This window comes from Polaribacter butkevichii, from assembly GCF_038024105.1.
In the GTDB taxonomy this organism is placed as follows: Bacteria; Bacteroidota; Bacteroidia; order Flavobacteriales; family Flavobacteriaceae; genus Polaribacter; species Polaribacter butkevichii.
In genome coordinates this window covers 1,884,186-1,903,989 of the sequence record NZ_CP150661.1, presented here as the reverse complement: position 1 = coordinate 1,903,989, position 19,804 = coordinate 1,884,186, and the positions used below count along the sequence as shown (strand labels likewise).

Sequence of the window (19,804 nt, the reverse complement as noted above, 5' to 3'; positions counted from 1 at the left end):
TTTTACGCTTAAACGTTTTAAATTTAAACAATTGTGTGCGTTTTATAAGTCGTATTGTTTAATTTTTCTATATAATGTTCTTTCAGAAATCCCTAGTTCTTTGGCGGCTAACTTGCGTTTATTGCTGTTTTTTTCTAGAGATTTTTTTATCATTTCTATTTCTTTGTCTTGTAAAGATAAAGACTCATCCTCTTCAATAGTCTCAATAAAATCATAATCTTTTTCTGTGGCAGTGTTTTGAGGAATGTTCATAACTTCTACGTTATGATCGTGCATGTCTTTGTTTTCGTACATCTTTTCTATTAATTGATGATGTTCTTCTTGCACTTCTTCTACATTACCACTCTTCATTAAATCTAACGTTAACTTTTTTAAGTCGTTGATGTCATTACGCATATCAAATAAAATTTTATACATAATATCGCGTTCGGTAGAAAAATCATTTTCTTTTTTGCTTCCAATAATTGCAGGTAAATTTCCATTATTATTTGGGAGGTATTGTTGTAATTTTGCTGCTGTAATGGTTCTACTTTCTTCTATAACAGAAATTTGTTCTGCTAAATTTTTTAACTGACGGATATTTCCTGGAAAACGATAGTTTAATAAAACTTTTACAGCATTTTCATCTAAGCGAATAGATGGCATTCTATATTTTTGAGCAAAATCTGCTGCAAATTTTCTAAATAATAAGTGAATATCTTCATTACGTTCTCTTAAAGCAGGTAAATTAATTTCTACTGTACTTAGTCTATAATATAGGTCTTCTCTAAATTTTTCTTTTTGTATGGCAGACAACATGTTTACGTTGGTTGCAGCAACTATTCTAACGTTTGTTTTAATTACTTTAGAAGAACCAACTTTTATAAATTCTCCGTTTTCTAAAACACGTAATAAACGTACTTGTGTTGTTAAAGGTAATTCGCCAACTTCATCTAAAAAAATAGTACCGCCATCTGCAACTTCAAAGTATCCTTTTCTGTCTTGTGTTGCTCCTGTAAAAGAACCTTTTTCGTGGCCGAATAATTCACTATCAATAGTTCCTTCTGGAATTGCACCACAGTTTACAGCAATGTATTTTGCGTGTTTTCTGTGTGATAATTGATGTACTATTCTAGGAATACTTTCTTTACCAACACCACTTTCTCCGGTAACTAAAACAGAAATATCTGTAGGCGCAACTCTAAGTGCTTTTTCTAAAGCTCGGTTTAAGTGAATATCGTTACCGATAATTCCAAAACGTTGTTTTAATGCTTGTAAGTTTTCCATTTTCTCTTTTTTGAAACAGGATTATAATGTTGCTTTTTTGTTAATTGATACCAAAAATTCAATTCAATTTTTTAATGCTGTGTTTTTTATAAATATGCTTAGCCCTGATTGAAGTGACATCCTTTTTATTTTTCATAAAAAGATATAACCTTTCGGCTACGCTCAAGATGAACTCCAAGCAGGAAATAGCTTCTAATTATTGTCAGAATACCCAATGACGGTTCCTTTTAGGGTTGCAGACGTACAATCTTCTACTTTTACCATTACAAAGTCTCCTAATTTGTAATTACCTTTTTCAAAAACGGCAACTGTGTTTTGTGTATTTCTACCTTTCCATTCATTTGGGTTTTTCTTAGAAGTACCTTCTATTAAAAATTCTTCTACTTTACCTAAATGTTGTTGGGTTCTATATAATGCGTGTTCTTGTTGTAGGTCGATTATTTCTTGTAATCTTCGTTTTTTTGTTTCGAAAGGAACATCATCTTTCATTTTTTTAGCAGCTAAAGTTCCCGGTCTTTCAGAATATGCAAACATAAAACCAAAGTCGTATTTTACATATTTCATTAGCTCTAAAGTATCTTGATGATCTTGTTCTGTTTCTCCACAAAAACCAACAATCATATCTTGTGATAAAGACATTTCTGGAACTATTCTAAAAATATTATCAACTAGTTCTATGTATTCTTCACGTGTGTGTTGTCTGTTCATAGCTTTTAACATATTATTACTTCCGCTCTGAACTGGTAAATGAAGGTATTTACAGATGTTTTTGTGTTTTGCCATGGTGTGTATAACATCTAAACTAATATCTTGAGGATTAGAAGTAGCAAAACGAAAACGTGTTTTTGGAAATTGAGTTGCACACATATCTAACAACTGTGCAAAATTTACGGCAGTTGCTTGTGCTATTTCTGTAGCTTTATTAAAATCTTTTTTTAAGCCGCCTCCAAACCATAAGAAACTATCTACATTTTGACCTAAAAGTGTAATTTCTTTAAAATTTCTATCGACCATAGTCTGAATTTCTTCTAAAATACTCTTAGGGTCTCGACTTCTTTCTCTACCACGAGTAAACGGAACTACACAAAAAGTACACATATTGTCACAACCTCTTGTTATAGAAACAAATGCTGTAACTCCGTTAGAATTTAACCTTACAGGAGAAATATCTCCGTAAGTTTCTTCTTTAGATAAAATAACGTTAACCGCATCTCTACCCTCATTAACTTCTGCTAATAAATTTGGTAAATCTTTGTAAGCATCAGGACCAACAACTAAGTCTACTATTTTTTCTTCTTCTAAAAATTTTTCTTTTAAACGTTCGGCCATACAACCTAAAACACCAACTTTCATGTTTTTGTTTACTTGTTTCACAGCGTTGTATTTCTGTAATCTTTTACGTACCGTTGTTTCTGCTTTTTCTCTAATAGAGCAAGTATTTACCAATACTAAATCTGCTTCTTCAAGAATTTGAGTTGTATTGTAGCCTTCTTTGTCTAAAATGGCCGCAACAATTTCACTATCATTCATATTCATTTGACAGCCATAGCTTTCTATGAATAATTTTTTAGTGTTATGTTTTTTATTTTCTGTTACAAGTGCTTTTCCTTGTATTTTGTCGTCTATGATTTTTTCTACGTGTTCCATCTATCAATTTATCATTTGAAGGTGTGCAAAGATACAACCAAATTTGATTTGTTGTGACAAATTGGCAGAAAAATTATGGGTCTTGTTTTAATAATAATTTATTGAAAATTGATGAAATAATTTTTTTTTACAAAAAACTAACTACTTTTGCAACTGAAAAAAGTACGTTTTTAAAGCGTTTTAGCGACAAAAGAAAGATAAATGGCAAAGAATTTAGTAATTGTAGAGTCACCAGCAAAAGCAAAAACCATCGAAAAATTCCTTGGAAAAGATTTTCAAGTAGAATCGAGTTATGGTCATATTGCAGACTTACCATCCAAAGAATTGGGTATTGATGTAGAAGGAGATTTTAGTCCAAAATATATTATTTCTGATGATAAAAAACCAGTAGTAAAAAAGTTAAAGGCGTTAGTAAAGAAAGCAGATACTGTTTGGTTAGCGAGTGATGAGGATCGAGAGGGAGAAGCAATTGCGTGGCACTTAAAAGAACAATTAAACTTAAAAGAAGAAAATACAAAACGTATTGTTTTTCATGAAATAACAAAAAATGCCATTTTAAAAGCGGTCGAAAATCCAAGAGATATAGACTATAATATGGTAAATGCACAGCAAGCACGTAGAGTTTTAGACAGACTTGTTGGGTATGAGTTATCGCCAGTTTTATGGCGTAAGGTTAAAGGAGGCTTATCTGCCGGTAGAGTACAATCTGTAGCAGTTCGTTTAATTGTAGAAAAAGAAAGAAGTATTCAAGAATTTAATGCAGAAACACATTATAAGGTTGTTGCAGAGTTTTCTAATGTAGAAGGAAAAACTTTTAAAGCAACCATACCAAAGAATTTCGAGTCTAAAAAAGGAGCCGAAAATTTCTTAAAATCGTGTGCCAATGCAGATTTTTCTATTGCAGAGTTAACAAAAAAACCAGCAAAAAAATCTCCAGCAGCTCCATTTACAACGTCTACTTTACAGCAAGAAGCTTCTAGGAAATTAGGTTTTCCTGTGGCAAAGACAATGCAAGTTGCACAGCGTTTATATGAAGCCGGTTTAATTACCTACATGAGAACAGATAGTTTAAATTTATCTGTTGATGCAAGAAATGCAGCTGAGGAAGAAATTACCAATTATTACGGAAAAGAATATAGTAAACAACGTGTTTTTAAGACGAAAGCCAAAGGGGCACAAGAAGCGCATGAGGCAATTAGACCTACCAACATGAAAATGCACTCTATAGCTACTGAGTACGATCAAACGAGATTGTATGATTTAATATGGAAAAGAACACTAGCTTCTCAAATGAGTGATGCTCAATTAGAGCGAACTAATTTTAAGATATCAAATTCAGAAAACGCAAAAATCTTTACAGCTAATGGAGAGATGATAAAATTTGATGGGTTTTTAAAAGTGTATTTAGAAGGGAACGATAATGAAGATGAGGAGCAAGCAGGTATGTTGCCTAACTTAAAAGTTGGCGAAGAATTAACCTACTCTTTTATAAATGCAACACAACGTTTTACAAGTCCGCCTTACCGTTTTACTGAAGCTTCTTTGGTTAAGCAACTAGAAGAACTAGGTATTGGACGTCCGTCTACGTATGCACCAACAATTTCTACAGTACAAAGAAGAGGTTATGTAGAAAAAGGAGAAGATGAAGGAGTGGAAAGAAATTATGAACAGATGGTTTTATCTGAAGGAACTGTAAAAAGTTTAGCCTTATCAGAAAAAACAGGTTCAAATAAAAATAAATTAATTCCTACGGATATTGGAAACATTGTAAACGACTTTTTAGTTGCTAACTTTTCTAATATTTTAGATTTCGGATTTACTGCAAGAGTAGAAAGTTCTTTTGATGATATTTCTGAAGGAAACGAAGATTGGATAGAAATGATTAAAGGTTTCTATACAAAGTTTCATGATAATGTAGAGGATGTTAAAGAAAATGCAGAAAGAGAAAGTGGTGAGCGTATTTTAGGAAAACATCCGGAAACAGGGAAAACGGTTTTAGTTCGTCTAGGTAAATTTGGACCGATTGCACAAATAGGAGCGCCAGAAGATGAAGAAAAAGTATTTGCAAGCCTAAATAAAGATCAAAACTTAGGAACCATCACCATGGAAGAAGCATTAGAATTGTTTCTGCTTCCTAAAACGTTAGGTGCGTATGAAGATGAAGAAGTTATTGTTTCTAACGGACGTTTTGGACCTTATATTCGTTTCGGAACTATGTTTGTTTCTTTGGATAAAGGAGAAAACCCAATGGAAGTTGATTTGGCAAGAGCAATAGAGCTAATTGTTGCAAAGCAAAAAGCAGATGCGCCAATTTATTTCTATGAAGATTTACCTGTACAAAAGGGAGTTGGACGATTTGGACCTTTCTTAAAATGGAATTCTATTTTTATCAACGTAAGTAAAAAATACGATTTTGATAACCTTACTGATGACGATATTATTGAATTAATTGAAGTTAAAAAACAAAAAGAAATAGATAAAGTAATTCATAATTGGGAAGATGTTGCCATTCGTGTAGAAAAAGCACGTTGGGGGCGTTTTAATGTAATTAAAGGAAAGATTAAAATAGAATTACCCAAAACTACAGAAATAGAAAAACTTTCTAAGGAAGAGGCTGTAAAAATGATTGAAGCCAAAACCCCAAAGAAAAAGGTAGCTAAAAAGAAGCCTGCAGCAAAAAAGAAAACTACGGTAAGAAAAACAACAAAAAAGAAGTAAGGATTTATTACCTTGCCTTTCGTATTAAAAAAAATTGATGAACCAAGACTTTTTAACCCCCGTAAAAGATTCGGTTGTAGCGCATTTAGCGTTGCAATCTCCTGCATGCCTGGGGAAAAAAATTAGAATTCACACAGAAGAAGAAGGTTTTCCGGATTTGGAGAGCGTTCAGATTGCAATTTTAGGAGTGCAAGAGGATCGAAATTCTGAAAATAATTTTGGATGTGGAGAAGATTTACACTTTATCCGAAGAAAATTATATGAATTATTTCCAGGGAATTGGAATACTCAAATAGCCGATTTAGGAAATGTTTTAAAAGGAAACTCCGTATCTGATACTTATTTTGCGGTTTCAAAAATTATAACAGACTTACTTAAAAAAAATATTATTCCGGTTATTATAGGTGGCGGTCAAGATCTTACCTACGTAAATTATAGAGCCTACGATTCTTTAGAGCAAACTGTAAATATTGCCGCTGTAGATAGTCGTTTCGATTTAGGTAATTTAGATGATGAGTTAACTTCGCAGTCTTATTTGAGTAAAATAATTATGCAAGAACCCAACAACTTGTTTAATTACAGTAATGTAGGTTATCAAACTTATTTTAACTCTCAAGAAGAAATTCAATTATTAGATAACTTATTTTTTGATGCTTGCAGATTAGGAAATGCAAAACAATTAGAAAATATTGAGCCTGTTTTTAGAAATGCCGATATTGTTTCTATAGATTTGGGTTCTGTAAGACAAAGTGAGGCACCTGCAAACAATAATGCTTCTCCAAATGGGTTTTATGGAGAAGAAATTTGTGCTATTTCTAGGTATGCTGGTTTAAGTGATAAAGTATCTTCATTCGGGATTTATGAGTACAATTCTAAGCTAGATAACAACCATCAAACAGCACATTTAATTGCGCAAATGATTTGGTATTTTGTTGAAGGAGTGAATTTTAGAGTAAAAGATTATCCTTTTTCAGGAAAGGAAAATTATCAGAAATTTACCGTGTTATTAGAAGATGATGATCCTTTAACTTTTTATAAAAGTAATAAATCTGGACGATGGTGGATAGAGATAAAAATTTTATCAGATAATAAATACAAAAGACATGCGTTAATACCATGTACATACAATGATTATATAGATGCAACCAAGCAAATTATTCCTGAAAAATGGTATAAAGCGATGCGGAAATTAGTGTAATAAAAAAGATATTAGAATAATAGAACGTTAAAAAGCAATTTGCTTATTGTTTTTTAACAAAAAAAATAATAGGTTTACGGACTTTATAGTAAAGACATTTTAAAATATGAAGAAAGCAGCAATATTTGCACTTTTAATAGTAGTTTTTTACAGTTGTGGCTCTAATGATAGAGGAGAGTTGGTAGGAATTAAGTCTAAGAAAAAATGGTTTTCAGAAAAACCATTTGGTATGGCTTTAATTCCTGGAGGTGCCTTTACAATGGGTAAACAGGATCAAGATATTATTGGTACTATGAACTCGCCAACTAAAACAGTTACTGTTAGACCTTATTACATGGATGAAACAGAAATTACAAACAATGAATACAAAGAGTTTGTATTTTGGGTTAGAGATTCTGTAGTAAGAACTAGATTAGGTTATCAACAAGAATTCTCTGCAATGATGGGGGCTCCAGATCCAGGAGAAACAGCACTTACTGGAGGTATCAATGATTATGCATTTGCCGTTGTAAAAGATACAACAGGTGCAAATGCTTATGAAAGATATATGTTTGATAACTACACAAGTTTAGCGTTTGATTCTGATTCTATTAGACCCTTAAATTGGGAGCCAGAAATTATTTGGAAAAAAGATGATTTTCCAGATGTAGATTATGTAGAGGTAATGGATTCATTATTTGTTCCTAGAGAAGAAGCTGTTGATGGTGTTCGTTCTTTTAATGTAAAATATTTAAAATATAAATACACTTGGTTTGATAGAGATAATGCTGCAAGAAAAGGTGGTAATAGAAGAGACTTTGTAAAAACAGAAACATTAAATATTTATCCAGATACTACGGTATGGGTTAAAGATTTTAATTATTCTTATAATGATCCAATGCATCAAGATTATTTTTATCATCAATCTTATGGAGATTATCCTGTAGTTGGGGTAAATTGGAGACAAGCGAATGCTTTTTGTAATTGGAGAACTAAGAAAAAGAATGATTATCTAAAAAGTAAGAAAAATGCTACGGCGGTTCCTGATTTTAGATTGCCTACAGAAGCAGAGTGGGAATACGCTGCACGTGGTGGATTAGAATTTGCTACTTATCCTTGGGGAACCGGTGGTACAACGAGTGATAGAGGTTGTTTCTTAGCAAACTTTAAACCTGTAAGAGGAGATTATGCAGTAGATGGAGCGCTATATACGATGGAGGCAAGATCTTTTAATGCAAATGATTACGGATTATACAACATGGCCGGTAACGTATCTGAATGGACAAGCACTGCTTATAATTTATCTTCTTATTATATGGCTTCAACAATGAACCCTAATGTAGAAGATAGAAAAAATAAACGAAAAATAATTCGTGGAGGTTCTTGGAAAGATGTAGCTTACTTTTTAGAAGTAAGTTCTAGAGATTATGAGTATGCAGATACCGCTAGAAGTTATATTGGCTTTAGAACCGTACAAAACTATATTGGTACAACAAACAAATAAATAATAAAAAAAATAACAAAAAAAAAGAAAAATTACATTATGGCACAATCAAAATCTTACAAAAAAACAATGAATTTCGTTTACGGAATGGGAGCGGCAGTTGTAATTGTTGGAGCATTATTTAAAATTCAGCATATGACTTTGGGTCCTATTACTGGAGGAATGATGTTAACAATTGGTTTATTGGTAGAAGCAGCCGTTTTTGCTGTTTCAGCTTTTGATACTCCAGAAGATGATTTTGACTGGTCTAAAGTATATCCTGAGTTAGGAGAAGACAGTTTAAAAGCAGAAAAAGAAGAAGTAGGTACACAAGGAATGTTATCTCAAAAATTAGATGATTTATTAAAAGACGCAAAAATAGATGCTTCTTTAATGGCTAGTTTAGGTAATAGCATGAAAAATTTTCAAGGAGCTGCAGAAGGTTTATCTGCTGCATCAGAATCTATTTCATCAACAAATAAATATAACGAGCAAGTTTCTATGGCAGCCGTTCAAATGGAAACTTTAAATAACTTATATAAAGTACAGGTAGAAAATACTGCAAAACAATCTGAATTAAATGGATCAATTGTAGAAAATACAGAAAAACTAAAAGAGCAAATGGAATCTTTAGCAAAAAACTTATCTTCTTTAAACGGTGTTTATGGAGGTATGCTTTCTGCAATGTCTAAATAATAATTAGTTTACTAATATAATTTTAACTTAAAAAAACTAATTAGAATGGCAGGAGGAAAAATGTCCGCAAGACAGAAAATGATTAACTTAATGTATCTTGTGTTTATTGCAATGTTGGCAATGAATATGAGTAAAGAAGTTTTATCATCTTTTGGTTTTATGAACGAAAAGTTGAGTGAAAATAATATTTCAACTACAGCTAAGAACAATGAAGCGTATGCTAATTTAGCAACTAAAGCTTCTGAACAAGCTGCAAAATTTGCAGAATTAAATAAAGAGGCGGTAAAGATTAAAGAGTATTCTTCAAATTTTTATGCATATTTAGAAGAATTAAAATCTAAAATGACTGCAGATATAGAAGATAAAAAGGATTACGAATCTATGGATAAAACAGCCTTTTTAGATGAACATTTCTTTAAAGGTGATAAATTTACTGCGGAAGGGCAAGAATTTTTAGATAAAGTAAACGGATATAGAACAGACGTAACAAATGCTTTAGGGAAAGATAGTAAGTTTGCGCCAATATTAGCAAAGAGATTCTCTACAGATGATGTAAAAAATAGAGATGGAAAAACTATTAAATGGTTAGATTATAGATATAAAGGGTTTCCTTTAGTTGCTTCTTTAACAAACTTAACGCAAATGCAAGCTGATATCAAAAACACAGAAAGTGATATTGTATCAGATTTATTAGGTGGTAAAATGGAAGAAGCGTTGTCTTTAAACAACTATAAGGGTATTGTTGCTTTAGATAAAAACGCATATTTTGCAGGAGAAAAAGTTACAGGTAAAATCGTATTAGGTCGTTATGATGCTACTATGATTCCGGATAATGTAACTTTAAATGGTAAAGATTATAAAAACATTCAATCGGGTCAAGTAATTATTGATATGCCGTCTGGTAATATTGGAAATCATGATATTAAAGGAAAAATTGCTTTTACACAAAATGGAGAAGTAGTAGAAGTTCCTTTCGAAAGTTCTTATTCTGTAATTCCACAACCAGGTGATGCTGTTGTTTCTGCAGATAAGATGAATGTTGTGTATAGAGGTTTAGATAACCCTATTTCAGTTTCATTACCAGGTGTAAGTGACAATAACTTAAGAGTTTCTGCTAGTGGAGGTACTTTAAAAGGAGGTAGAGGTAAATATAGTATTAGACCTGCAGGAGGAAATGTAGCTACCATTAACGTAAGTGCTACCTTAAGTAATGGTAAATCTGTAAATTCTAAGGCTACTTTTAGAATTAAAGATATACCAGCAGCTATGGGGTCTGTAAGAGGACAATACGGAACCGTTAGAATGCCTAAATCAGGTTTGTCTTCTGCACCAATTGCAGCAGGATTGCCAGATTTTGAATTCGATTTAAATATTAAAGTACAGAGTTTTAAAATAAAAGTACCAGGTCAATTAACAATTATTGTAAATGGATCTAGTTTAAATGCAGCGGCAAAACAAAAATTGTCTAAAGCAAAGAGAGGAGATATCATTAATATTTATGGTATTAAAGCTACGGCTAATGGGTATAATCTTAAAAAAGTATTACCAGTTAATATAGAGTTAACAAACTAGAAGTTAAAAAATAAAATATGTTTAAAAATTGTTTACTATTATTTTTCGGTTTGATGATAAGTGGTTCAATAAACGCACAAATAGGCTTATTGAATGCTAAAGAAGTAGATCAAATAGGAAAGAAAAACGAGCAACAAATTGCTGCAGATAATGATGCACCTTTAGCCTATGGATATGTAGACGATAGAGATGTATTATGGTCTAAAGTTGTGTGGGAATTTATTGATTTAAATCAAAAAATAAATTTACCATATTATTTTCCTATAGATAAATCTAATATTTCTCCGAATAGAAGATCTTTATTTGATACCCTTATTAAAGGTATTAAACAAGGTAAAATAAAAGATGCTTATTCAGATTCTTTCTTTACTTCAAAAATTTCTGAAAACGAAATACAATCTAGAATGTCTAGCATTAGAGAAGAAAACGGTTATAGCGATACTATTAGATTACAATCTCAAGATGTAGAAGGCTATATGATTAAAGGAATGTGGTATTTTGATAAACGTCAAGGTGAATTAAAATATAGATTGTTGGCATTAGCTCCAATGGGGAAAGATGTACAAACTTTAGGTGTTCAAGATATAGAAGACGAACAATTGTATGAGTTATTTTGGATTTTTTACCCATCTGCAAGAGACGTTTTACACGAAGCAAAAGTGTTTAATCCAAAGAATGCATCTCAACCAATTTCTTTCGATCACATGTTAAATGCAAGAAGATTTAGCAGTACCATTGTAAAAGAAGAAAACATTTACGGTAACAGATCTATTTCAGATTATGTAAGAGGTAATTCTTTGTTCCAATTATTAGAAGCAAATAAGATTAAAGAAGACATTAGAAATAGAGAAATGGATATGTGGAATTACTAAAATTTCAATATTTTAAAAATACAAAACGTTCCAATTTATTTGGGACGTTTTTTTTTGTAGCTATTTCCTGCTTTCCACTATATCTTTTTACAGAAAAAGTAAAAAGGATGCCGTTTCAATCAGGGCTAAACATTTTAGAAAGACCAGTAATAATTAATTCAAATTCACGTATTTTTATCCCATGAAAATAGATTACATAATAGTTGGTTTAGGTTTAGCTGGTTTGGCTTTTGTAGAAGAATTAATTGCCGCAAAAAAAACATTTTTAGTCTTTGAAGATGATTCTCAAACCTCTTCATTAGTTGCTGGTGGCGTTTATAATCCGGTAATTTTAAAAAGGTTTACACCTGTTTGGAACGCTAAAGAACAATTAGAAGTTGCACTCCCTTTTTATAAAGGTTTAGAAGAAAAACTAAACATTACTGTTGATCAAAAATTTGTAATCAAGAAATCTTTTAAATCTATAGAAGATCAAAATAACTGGTTTGGAGCTTTAGATAAACCAAAGTTAGTGGCATATTTAGACCCGAAATTAGATAAAAACTCTTATCATGGAGTTATTGCCGATTTTAGTTTTGGAAATGTAAATGAAACAGGAAGAATAGATACAGAAAAGTTAATAACTGCTTACAGAGCCTATTTAGCATCCGAAAATCATATTCGTTTTGAACAATTTAAACATGACGAACTAATTATTGGTGAAGAATCTGTAAACTATAAAGATATTGAAGCTTCTAAAATTGTGTTTTGCGAAGGATTCGGAATTAAACAAAACCCATATTTTAATTATTTACCGATTAATGAGGCAAAAGGTGAGTTATTAACCATACATGCACCAGAATTAAATATCGATTTTTTATTAAAGTCAACACTTTTTGTAATGCCTTTAGGAGACAATACTTATAAAGTAGGCGCTACTTTTAATTGGACAGACAAAACATCTGACCCTTCGGAGGAAGGAAAAGAAGAATTGGTAGAAAAGTTAAAGAAAGTAATTACTGTTCCTTATACAATTGTATCTCAATCTGCAGGAATAAGACCTACCGTTTCTGGTAGAAGACCTTTGGTGGGGATTCATCCAGATTATGCCAATTTAATCGTTTTAAACGGTTTAGGTACTCGTGGTGTTATGATTGCACCAACAGTTGCTAAAAATCTTTACAATCACTTATATAATGATGAAAGTTTAGATGAAGAAATAGATATTGTTCGTTTTAAACATTTAAACGTTAAGAATTCTAAAAAAGGCTAATTACTACAATTATCTTTTAGGTTTGCAATATGCGTTAAGGATAGAGCGGTTTGTTTGAGCTCTTTTTTAGTGTTGGTTCGAGTGAATTTGTTTTTCAGCAAATTTGTATCGAGAACTATCACTAAAAAAAGCGAGTAGCGAAAGCCTGTTTAAACGCCCAAAAAGACATTATTTTTCTTTTTTAGAGAATTTTTTGTCGTAATGCGCAAACATATTTATCCATATTATTCTAGATAAGCGCAAATTAATTGGTGCTAATACCAACAATGAAATTACAATTACTGCAAAAGATTGCAATAGTGTTGCTCCAAATATGAGTACAGAAATTAAGAAGGCAACAATAGAAATACCAACTGTTAACCCGTAGTTTACGTACATTGCTCCATAAAAGAATGATGGTTCCATCATATATTTTAAATCACAATTTGGGCAATGCTCATGTAATTTGGTAACTTTATTGGGGTTTAGTGTAAATTTATACTCAAAGAATGCACCTTCATGACATCTAGGACACTTAGCATTAAAAATACTATATAACTTGGTTCCTTTTTTAAACATAATAGACTATAAATTTGTATACTTTTGCAAATATAGAGTTTTAAACTTTTTTTTAAGTAACAATTATTACATTAGATGCTAAACGTACACAACTTAACAGTTTCTTTTATGGGAACTGATTTATTTTCGGGAATTACTTTCAAGTTAAACAAAGGAGATAGAATTGGTCTTATTGGAAAAAATGGAGCAGGAAAATCTACACTTTTAAAAGTGCTTTCTAAAGATATAGAAAGTAGTGGTGGTACCATGGCTTTTGATAAAGATATTAGAATGGGATTTTTAAGACAAGATATAGATTTTGTTGAAGGAAGAACTATTTTAGAAGAAGCGTACCAAGCTTTTGTTGAAATTAAAGAAATTGAAGTTAAACTTGATGAAATTAATGAGCAACTGGCTACAAGAACAGATTATGAAAGTGAAGGGTATACAGAACTGATTCATGATTTAACAGACAATACAGAGCGTTACGAATTACTTGGTGGGTATAATTACCAAGGTGATACCGAAAAGATTTTACAAGGTTTAGGTTTTCAGAGAGAAGATTTTGATAAAAAAACTGATACTTTTTCTGGAGGTTGGAGAATGCGTATTGAGTTGGCAAAACTATTGTTACAGAATAATGATATTTTGTTATTAGATGAGCCTACCAACCACTTAGATATTGAGTCTATTATTTGGTTAGAGAATTTCTTAAAAGGATATTCTGGTGCTATTGTATTGGTATCGCATGATAAAATGTTTTTAGACAATGTAACTAATAGAACTATTGAAATTTCTTTAGGTCAGATTTATGATTATAAAAAACCATATTCTGAGTTCTTATTATTAAGAGGAGAGATTAAGGAAAAGCAGTTACAAGCTCAGAAAAACCAAGAAAAAGAAATAAAGCAAAAGCAACACTTAATTAATAAGTTTAAGGCAAAAGCAAGTAAGGCTTCTATGGCACAATCTTTAATGAAACAACTTGATAAAGTTGAGTTAATAGAGGTTGACCAAGACGATAATGCTGCTATGAATGTACGTTTTGCCATTTCTAAAGAACCTGGTAAAATTATTGTTGAAGCAGAAAATCTTTGCAAAAGTTATGGAGATAAGCATGTTTTAGAAGATGTAGACTTATTGATTGAGCGAAATAGTAAAATTGCTTTTGTTGGTCAGAACGGACAAGGAAAATCTACATTGGCTAAAATGATGGTAGGAGAAATTCCTTTTGAAGGACATTTAAAACTTGGTCATAATGTAGAAGTAGGATATTTTGCTCAGAATCAATCTGAGGAATTACCGCCAGAAAAAACGGTATTAGAGATAATGGAAGATGCTGCTACTGATACCAACAGAATGCGTGTTAGAGATATGTTAGGTTCTTTCTTATTTGGTGGAGATGCTGTTGATAAAAAGGCAAAAGTACTTTCTGGAGGGGAAAGAAATAGATTGGCATTGTGTAAATTATTATTACAACCTTTTAATGTTTTAATAATGGATGAGCCAACCAACCACTTGGACATTGCCTCTAAAACCGTATTAAAAGAAGCTTTAAAACAGTTTAACGGAACCTTAATTGTAGTATCTCATGATAGAGATTTCTTACAAGGATTAACAGAAACTGTTTATGGTTTTAAAGACAAAGTGATTAAAGAGTATTTAGGAGATATTGATTATTTCTTGGAGCAACATAAAATAGAAAATCTTAGAGAGGCAGAAAAAAGAACGGTTGTAAAAGTTGAAAAGGATTCGTCTAAAAAAGAATCTCATCAATTATCTAGAGATCAAGAAAAGCAATTAAAGAAGCTAAAGAACAAATTGTCTAATATAGAAACTGAAATTGCTGATTTAGAGAAAGAAATTGCAAAAATAGATTTGGAATTAGCTGAAAATTATGATGAAGTTTCGGCAAGACCTAATTTCTTTGAAAAATACAAAGCTAAAAAAGCAAAATTAGATGCTAAAATGGAGGATTGGGAAAAAGTAGAAGCAGAAGTTTCTAGTTTTTAATCTTAGTTATATTAAAAAATGAAAACTCCTTATTTAAATCTTAAATAAGGAGTTTTTTATGTTTTACATTTAATAGAAAATACCCAATTCTTTATAAGAATTTGGTATTGTATCTTTCAAAAACAAAATCAATTTTAAAATCATCAGCAGAAACAATTGCCTTTAATTTGATTATTTTCTAAATAGTATTTTATTTTTTTTGGAAATTCATTCTTCGAATTTTCACAAACAAAAGAAGTAGCAGATTGTTGTGTAAATTTAAATAATATTGGGTTTTCATTTAGGCCTTCTACTTTTAAAAAAAGAGTGTCTTTTATGGTAACAATACTCAATATTTCCTTAAAAGTAGTGTCTTTTTCTTTTAAGGTATAACCTAAACCTTTAAGGTTTCTATGCCAGGTTTCATAAGTAATACTACCTTCTTTATCGTTAATACGTACCCAATTTCCAATTAAGAAAGTTGGTCTTTGTACTTTCTTTTTTTCTTGTTGACAAGAAATCAAGCATAAAAAACAACACGAAAATAGTAGTAATTTCATAAAAATAGTTTGCTTTGTTCAAATATAGCCATAAAAATTGTAAATTCGCAATCCAAGAAAAGACAGAAGATGTTAGATAAATTAAGAATTGTAAAGCAGCGTTATGATGAAGTTTCTGATTTAATTATTCAGCCAGAAATCATCATGGATCAAAAGCGTTATGCGCAATTGATGAAAGAATATAAAGATTTAGGTGATGTTGTTAAAAAAGGGGATGAATACCTAAATTTAACAAACAATATAGAAGAAGCAAAAGAAATTCTTGCAGATGGTTCTGATGCCGAAATGAATGAGATGGCGAAGATGGAAATTGAAGAAGCCAATATTAGAATTCCTCAATTAGAAGATGAAATTAAAGTATTATTAATACCCAAAGATCCTGAAGATTCTAAAAATGCTGTTGTAGAATTACGTGCAGGAGCAGGTGGGGATGAAGCCAGTATTTTTGCAGGAGATTTGTTTAGAATGTATTCTAAATATTGCGAAAGTAAAGGTTGGAAAGTTTCTACGGTAGATTATTCTGAAGGAACAAATGGTGGCTTTAAAGAAATTCAGTTTGAAGTTTCTGGAAATGATGTTTACGGAATTTTAAAGTTTGAAGCCGGTGTGCATCGTGTACAAAGGGTTCCGCAAACAGAAACTCAAGGTCGTGTACATACATCTGCTGCAACTTGTATGGTTTTTCCAGAAGCAGAAGAATTTGATGTTGAGATTAATCCAAAAGAAGTACGTATCGATTTTTTCTGTTCTTCAGGTCCTGGAGGTCAGTCTGTAAATACAACCTATTCTGCAGTACGTTTAACGCACATTCCTACAGGTTTGGTGGCACAATGTCAAGATCAGAAATCGCAGCATAAAAATAAAGAGAAAGCATTTAAAGTGTTGCGTTCTCGTTTGTATGATATGGAATTAGCAAAGAAAAATGCCGAAGATGCTTTAAAACGTGGTTCTATGGTTTCTTCTGGAGATAGAAGTGCTAAGATTAGAACTTATAATTATGCACAAGGTAGAGTTACAGATCATAGAATTGGTTTATCATTATATGACTTACCTAATATTATGAATGGTGATATCCAAAAAATTATAGATGAATTAATGCTTGCAGAGAATACACAAAAATTAAAAGGATTAGGAGACGGAATATAGTTCTCTTTAAATATTTTCATAAAAAGAAACCTCAAAACTTAGTTCTGAGGTTTTTTTATGATCTTAAACAAAATAAAAAGTGATGAAAGTTTTATTAAAACTATTCATCACTTTTTTACATTTAACAAAGATTAAGGAATCTTAAACAAGTTGTGTTATGTTTGGGGGTAAAGATTGCTTACACTACAAATATATATGTGTTCTATAAACCTCACAATACCCATTTATGGGGTTTTTTACTTCACCATTTTCAGTGAGTCTACTAACTGAAAATGGTGAGATTTAAATTTTATTTTCCTAATAAATGTAACTCTGTAAATCCTTTATCTATAAGTATAGACTGGTTTTTAGTAAGATTTGCTTCGTTTAACGGAATTTTTACATTATCTATTTGTACAGTCGTAATTTCGAACGGTAAATTATGGAATACAATATTAAACTTGGTATAAGCTGCATCAAAGTCTCCTTGTTTGTGTTGTTGTATAATTAATTCTTCTTTTTTACCTGTTACTTTAAAAGTACGTAAACTAAATCTACCTTTTTTATAATCATAACCATCATGTGCGTCATCATATAATTGAGAAGATTCTTTACCTTCTTTATAATATAGGTCTAAAGTAATTTCATCAAATTCTATTTGATCAACGTATTGTTGAACAGGGTATTTTGGTATAACAGCTCCTTCTTTAATAAATATTGGCATGCTGTCTATATCTGAATCCACCCACATTTCTTTACCTCCTTCTACAAGTTCTTCTGTCCAAAAGTTATACCATTTACCTCTAGGAATATACATTCTTCTTCCTTTGGCATTAGGTTCTAATATTGGACAAATTAAAATCTGTTCACCGTAAACAAATTCATCACTTCTATGGTGTGTAGATGTATCTTCTTGATCGTATAAAACTAAAGATTTTAAGATTGGCGTTCCATCATTTATATATTTCCAAAAAGCAGTATATAAATAAGGTAACAATTGGTATCTAAGTTCTACGAATTTTCTTACAATATCTGTAATCTCATCACCAAAAACCCAAGGTTCTTGATCTCCATGATCTCCAGAAGAATGCACTCTACAAAAGGCATGAAATACACCTAACTGAATCCAACGTGCAAAAAGTTCTCCTTGAGGTTGTTCTGCAAATCCACCAATATCAGATCCTGCAAAAGAAAAACCAGACATTGCCATTCTTTGTGCTTGGTTGTTTGCTATTGATAAATGTTCCCAAGTGGCAACATTATCACCCATCCAAGTAGAAGTATAACGTTGTGCACCAGAATATGCAGATCTAGTAATTACAAAAGGTCTTTTTGGGTATGCATATTTTTTTAAACCGTGGTAGGTAGCACGTGCCATTTGAGTTCCATAAATATTGTGTGCTTTTCTATGAGAACAAGGGTTGCCATCAAAATCATGACGAACATCGTCTGGAAAAGATTTATTTGGTACATCCATTACAGCAGGCTCGTTCATGTCATTCCAAACACCTTTTACTCCAATATCTTCAATTAACTCTTGAAACAATCCAGACCACCATTCTCTAACTTCTGGTTTTGTATAATCTGGAAAATAACATTCTCCAGGCCAAACTTTACCTTTCATATATGGTCCATCTGCACGTTTACAGAAATAATCTTTATCTAAAGCTTCTTTAAAAACATCGTATTCTAAATCTATTTTAATACCTGGATCTATAATTACAACAGTTTTAAACCCATCGTCTTCTAGTTCTTTTACCATTCTTTTTGGGTCTGGAAAATAGTTTTTATCCCAAGTAAAACAACGAAAACCATCCATATAATCTATATCTAAATAGATAGCATCACACGGAATTTTTAAATCTCTAAAAGTGTTGGTAACTTCTTTTACTGTACTCTCTGGATAATAACTCCATTTACATTGATGAAATCCTAAAGCCCATAATGGAGGCAAAGCATGAGGTTTTCCTGTTAAGTCTGTATAATTTTTAACAACGTCGTCCATTTGTGGACCGTAAATGAAATAATAATTCATTTCACCACCTTGTGCCCAGAAACTAGCTACATTTCTTCTTTCGTGTGCAAAATCGAAATGAGACTTAAACGTATTATCAAAGAAAATACCATAAGATTTACCACCCTGTATAGCTGTGTAAAAAGGAATAGCTTTGTAAATAGGGTCTGTATCTTTACCAAAAGCATAAGAGTCTGTTGCCCAATTTTCAAAACGTTTTCCTTTTAAGTTAACGTCTACAGGTTTATCACCTAAACCGTAAAAGCTTTCTGCTCTTTGGCACGCTTTACTCATTTTTACGATGTCACCACCATATTCATAGCTTTCTTCCCAATGAAAACCAATTTCATCTTCGTTAATTAGTTTTAAGTCTATGGCATCAAAAAGTTTAACTTGTAAACTACTTTTTTCTATTTTACAAATTAATTTTGATGTTGTAACAATGTAATGCGTTTCATCTTCGGTAACGTCTAGAAAATAATATCCTCTAGAAGCGTGTATTGTTACACCATAAGAAAAATCATTTTCAAATTTACCTGTTGTAGAATATCTAAAACGGATAACACTATCTCTAACTACAGTTAGTTGTAAAATTACATTATTCTTTGTGGTAAAATATAATGTGTCTACATCTTTTTTGTAGCTCACAATTTCTGAAGGAAACAAATTTCCTTTTTGTTCTAACTCTGTATTAACAATCATAATTTTGGTTGTTTATTAAATCTTGTAAAATTCGAAAAAAAAATATGTAACAACATTGCTTTTTATGTTTTTTTCGATAATGTATTTGTCTATTTAAGAAGTAAAAATATTGTTTATTTATTTAAAAATAAACAGAATACATTTTCTTTCATGTATTGTTGAAAGATTTTTTAAAGTCTTAAAATTGACTT

General features: G+C 31.3%; 14 protein-coding genes. 9 read left to right on the top strand and 5 right to left on the bottom strand.

Features of this window, described 5'->3' with window-relative positions; all coding sequences use genetic code 11:
• Positions 1 to 42: 42 nt before the first annotated feature.
• Both WG951_RS07960 and miaB read right to left on the bottom strand, forming a co-directional pair.
• Entirely contained in the window at positions 43 to 1,266 is a 1,224-nt protein-coding gene (locus tag WG951_RS07960; RefSeq protein ID WP_105050303.1) for a sigma 54-interacting transcriptional regulator, read from the bottom strand.
• 192 nt (positions 1,267 to 1,458) lie between these two features.
• Positions 1,459 to 2,913, bottom strand: coding sequence for a tRNA (N6-isopentenyl adenosine(37)-C2)-methylthiotransferase MiaB (miaB, locus tag WG951_RS07955; RefSeq protein ID WP_105050304.1), 1,455 nt, complete (start codon positions 2,911 to 2,913; stop codon positions 1,459 to 1,461).
• A 201-nt stretch (positions 2,914 to 3,114) separates the two neighbouring features.
• Here miaB and topA point away from each other — a divergent pair, with 201 nt between their 5' ends.
• The 7 genes from topA (at position 3,115) to WG951_RS07920 (ending at position 12,683) form a co-directional block, all read left to right on the top strand.
• On the top strand, positions 3,115 to 5,631 hold the full coding sequence (gene topA / locus WG951_RS07950) for a type I DNA topoisomerase (protein ID WP_105050305.1): 2,517 nt from the start codon (positions 3,115 to 3,117) through the stop codon (positions 5,629 to 5,631).
• Between the two features lie 37 nt (positions 5,632 to 5,668).
• Positions 5,669 to 6,829 (top strand): formimidoylglutamase, encoded by a 1,161-nt coding sequence (locus tag WG951_RS07945; protein WP_105050306.1) that lies wholly within the window; start codon positions 5,669 to 5,671, stop codon positions 6,827 to 6,829.
• Positions 6,830 to 6,935: 106 nt separating this feature from the next.
• On the top strand, positions 6,936 to 8,312 hold the full coding sequence (gene gldK / locus WG951_RS07940) for a gliding motility lipoprotein GldK (protein WP_105050307.1): 1,377 nt from the start codon (positions 6,936 to 6,938) through the stop codon (positions 8,310 to 8,312).
• 39 nt (positions 8,313 to 8,351) lie between these two features.
• A complete protein-coding gene (gene gldL, locus WG951_RS07935) occupies positions 8,352 to 8,987 on the top strand; it encodes a gliding motility protein GldL (RefSeq protein WP_105050308.1) in 636 nt (211 codons plus the stop codon).
• Positions 8,988 to 9,032: 45 nt separating this feature from the next.
• On the top strand, positions 9,033 to 10,559 hold the full coding sequence (gene gldM, locus WG951_RS07930) for a gliding motility protein GldM (protein ID WP_105050309.1): 1,527 nt from the start codon (positions 9,033 to 9,035) through the stop codon (positions 10,557 to 10,559).
• A 17-nt stretch (positions 10,560 to 10,576) separates the two neighbouring features.
• Positions 10,577 to 11,431 carry a gliding motility protein GldN gene (gene gldN / locus WG951_RS07925; protein WP_105050310.1) on the top strand — a complete coding sequence of 285 codons (855 nt, stop codon included), beginning with the start codon at positions 10,577 to 10,579 and terminating at the stop codon, positions 11,429 to 11,431.
• Between the two features lie 181 nt (positions 11,432 to 11,612).
• The gene (locus WG951_RS07920) at positions 11,613 to 12,683 is read left to right on the top strand and encodes an NAD(P)/FAD-dependent oxidoreductase (protein WP_105050311.1); all 1,071 of its coding nucleotides are present in this window, start codon (positions 11,613 to 11,615) and stop codon (positions 12,681 to 12,683) included.
• Between the two features lie 168 nt (positions 12,684 to 12,851).
• Here the strand turns inward: WG951_RS07920 and WG951_RS07915 are convergent, their stop codons facing one another.
• Positions 12,852 to 13,241, bottom strand: a complete 390-nt coding sequence (locus WG951_RS07915; RefSeq protein ID WP_105050312.1) for a DUF983 domain-containing protein — start codon at positions 13,239 to 13,241, stop codon at positions 12,852 to 12,854.
• A 75-nt stretch (positions 13,242 to 13,316) separates the two neighbouring features.
• On the opposite strand from WG951_RS07915, the gene WG951_RS07910 reads away from it, so the two are divergent.
• Entirely contained in the window at positions 13,317 to 15,233 is a 1,917-nt protein-coding gene (locus tag WG951_RS07910) for an ABC-F family ATP-binding cassette domain-containing protein (protein WP_105050313.1), read from the top strand.
• 143 nt (positions 15,234 to 15,376) lie between these two features.
• On the opposite strand, the gene WG951_RS07905 is transcribed toward WG951_RS07910, so the two are convergent.
• A complete protein-coding gene (locus WG951_RS07905) occupies positions 15,377 to 15,772 on the bottom strand; it encodes a hypothetical protein (protein ID WP_146105311.1) in 396 nt (131 codons plus the stop codon).
• Between the two features lie 69 nt (positions 15,773 to 15,841).
• On the opposite strand from WG951_RS07905, the gene prfA reads away from it, so the two are divergent.
• Complete coding sequence (prfA, locus tag WG951_RS07900; protein ID WP_105050315.1) at positions 15,842 to 16,918, top strand: peptide chain release factor 1; 1,077 nt, start codon at positions 15,842 to 15,844, stop codon at positions 16,916 to 16,918.
• 289 nt (positions 16,919 to 17,207) lie between these two features.
• Here the strand turns inward: prfA and WG951_RS07895 are convergent, their stop codons facing one another.
• A complete protein-coding gene (locus WG951_RS07895) occupies positions 17,208 to 19,613 on the bottom strand; it encodes a glycoside hydrolase family 31 protein (RefSeq protein ID WP_105050316.1) in 2,406 nt (801 codons plus the stop codon).
• Positions 19,614 to 19,804 lie beyond the last annotated feature (191 nt).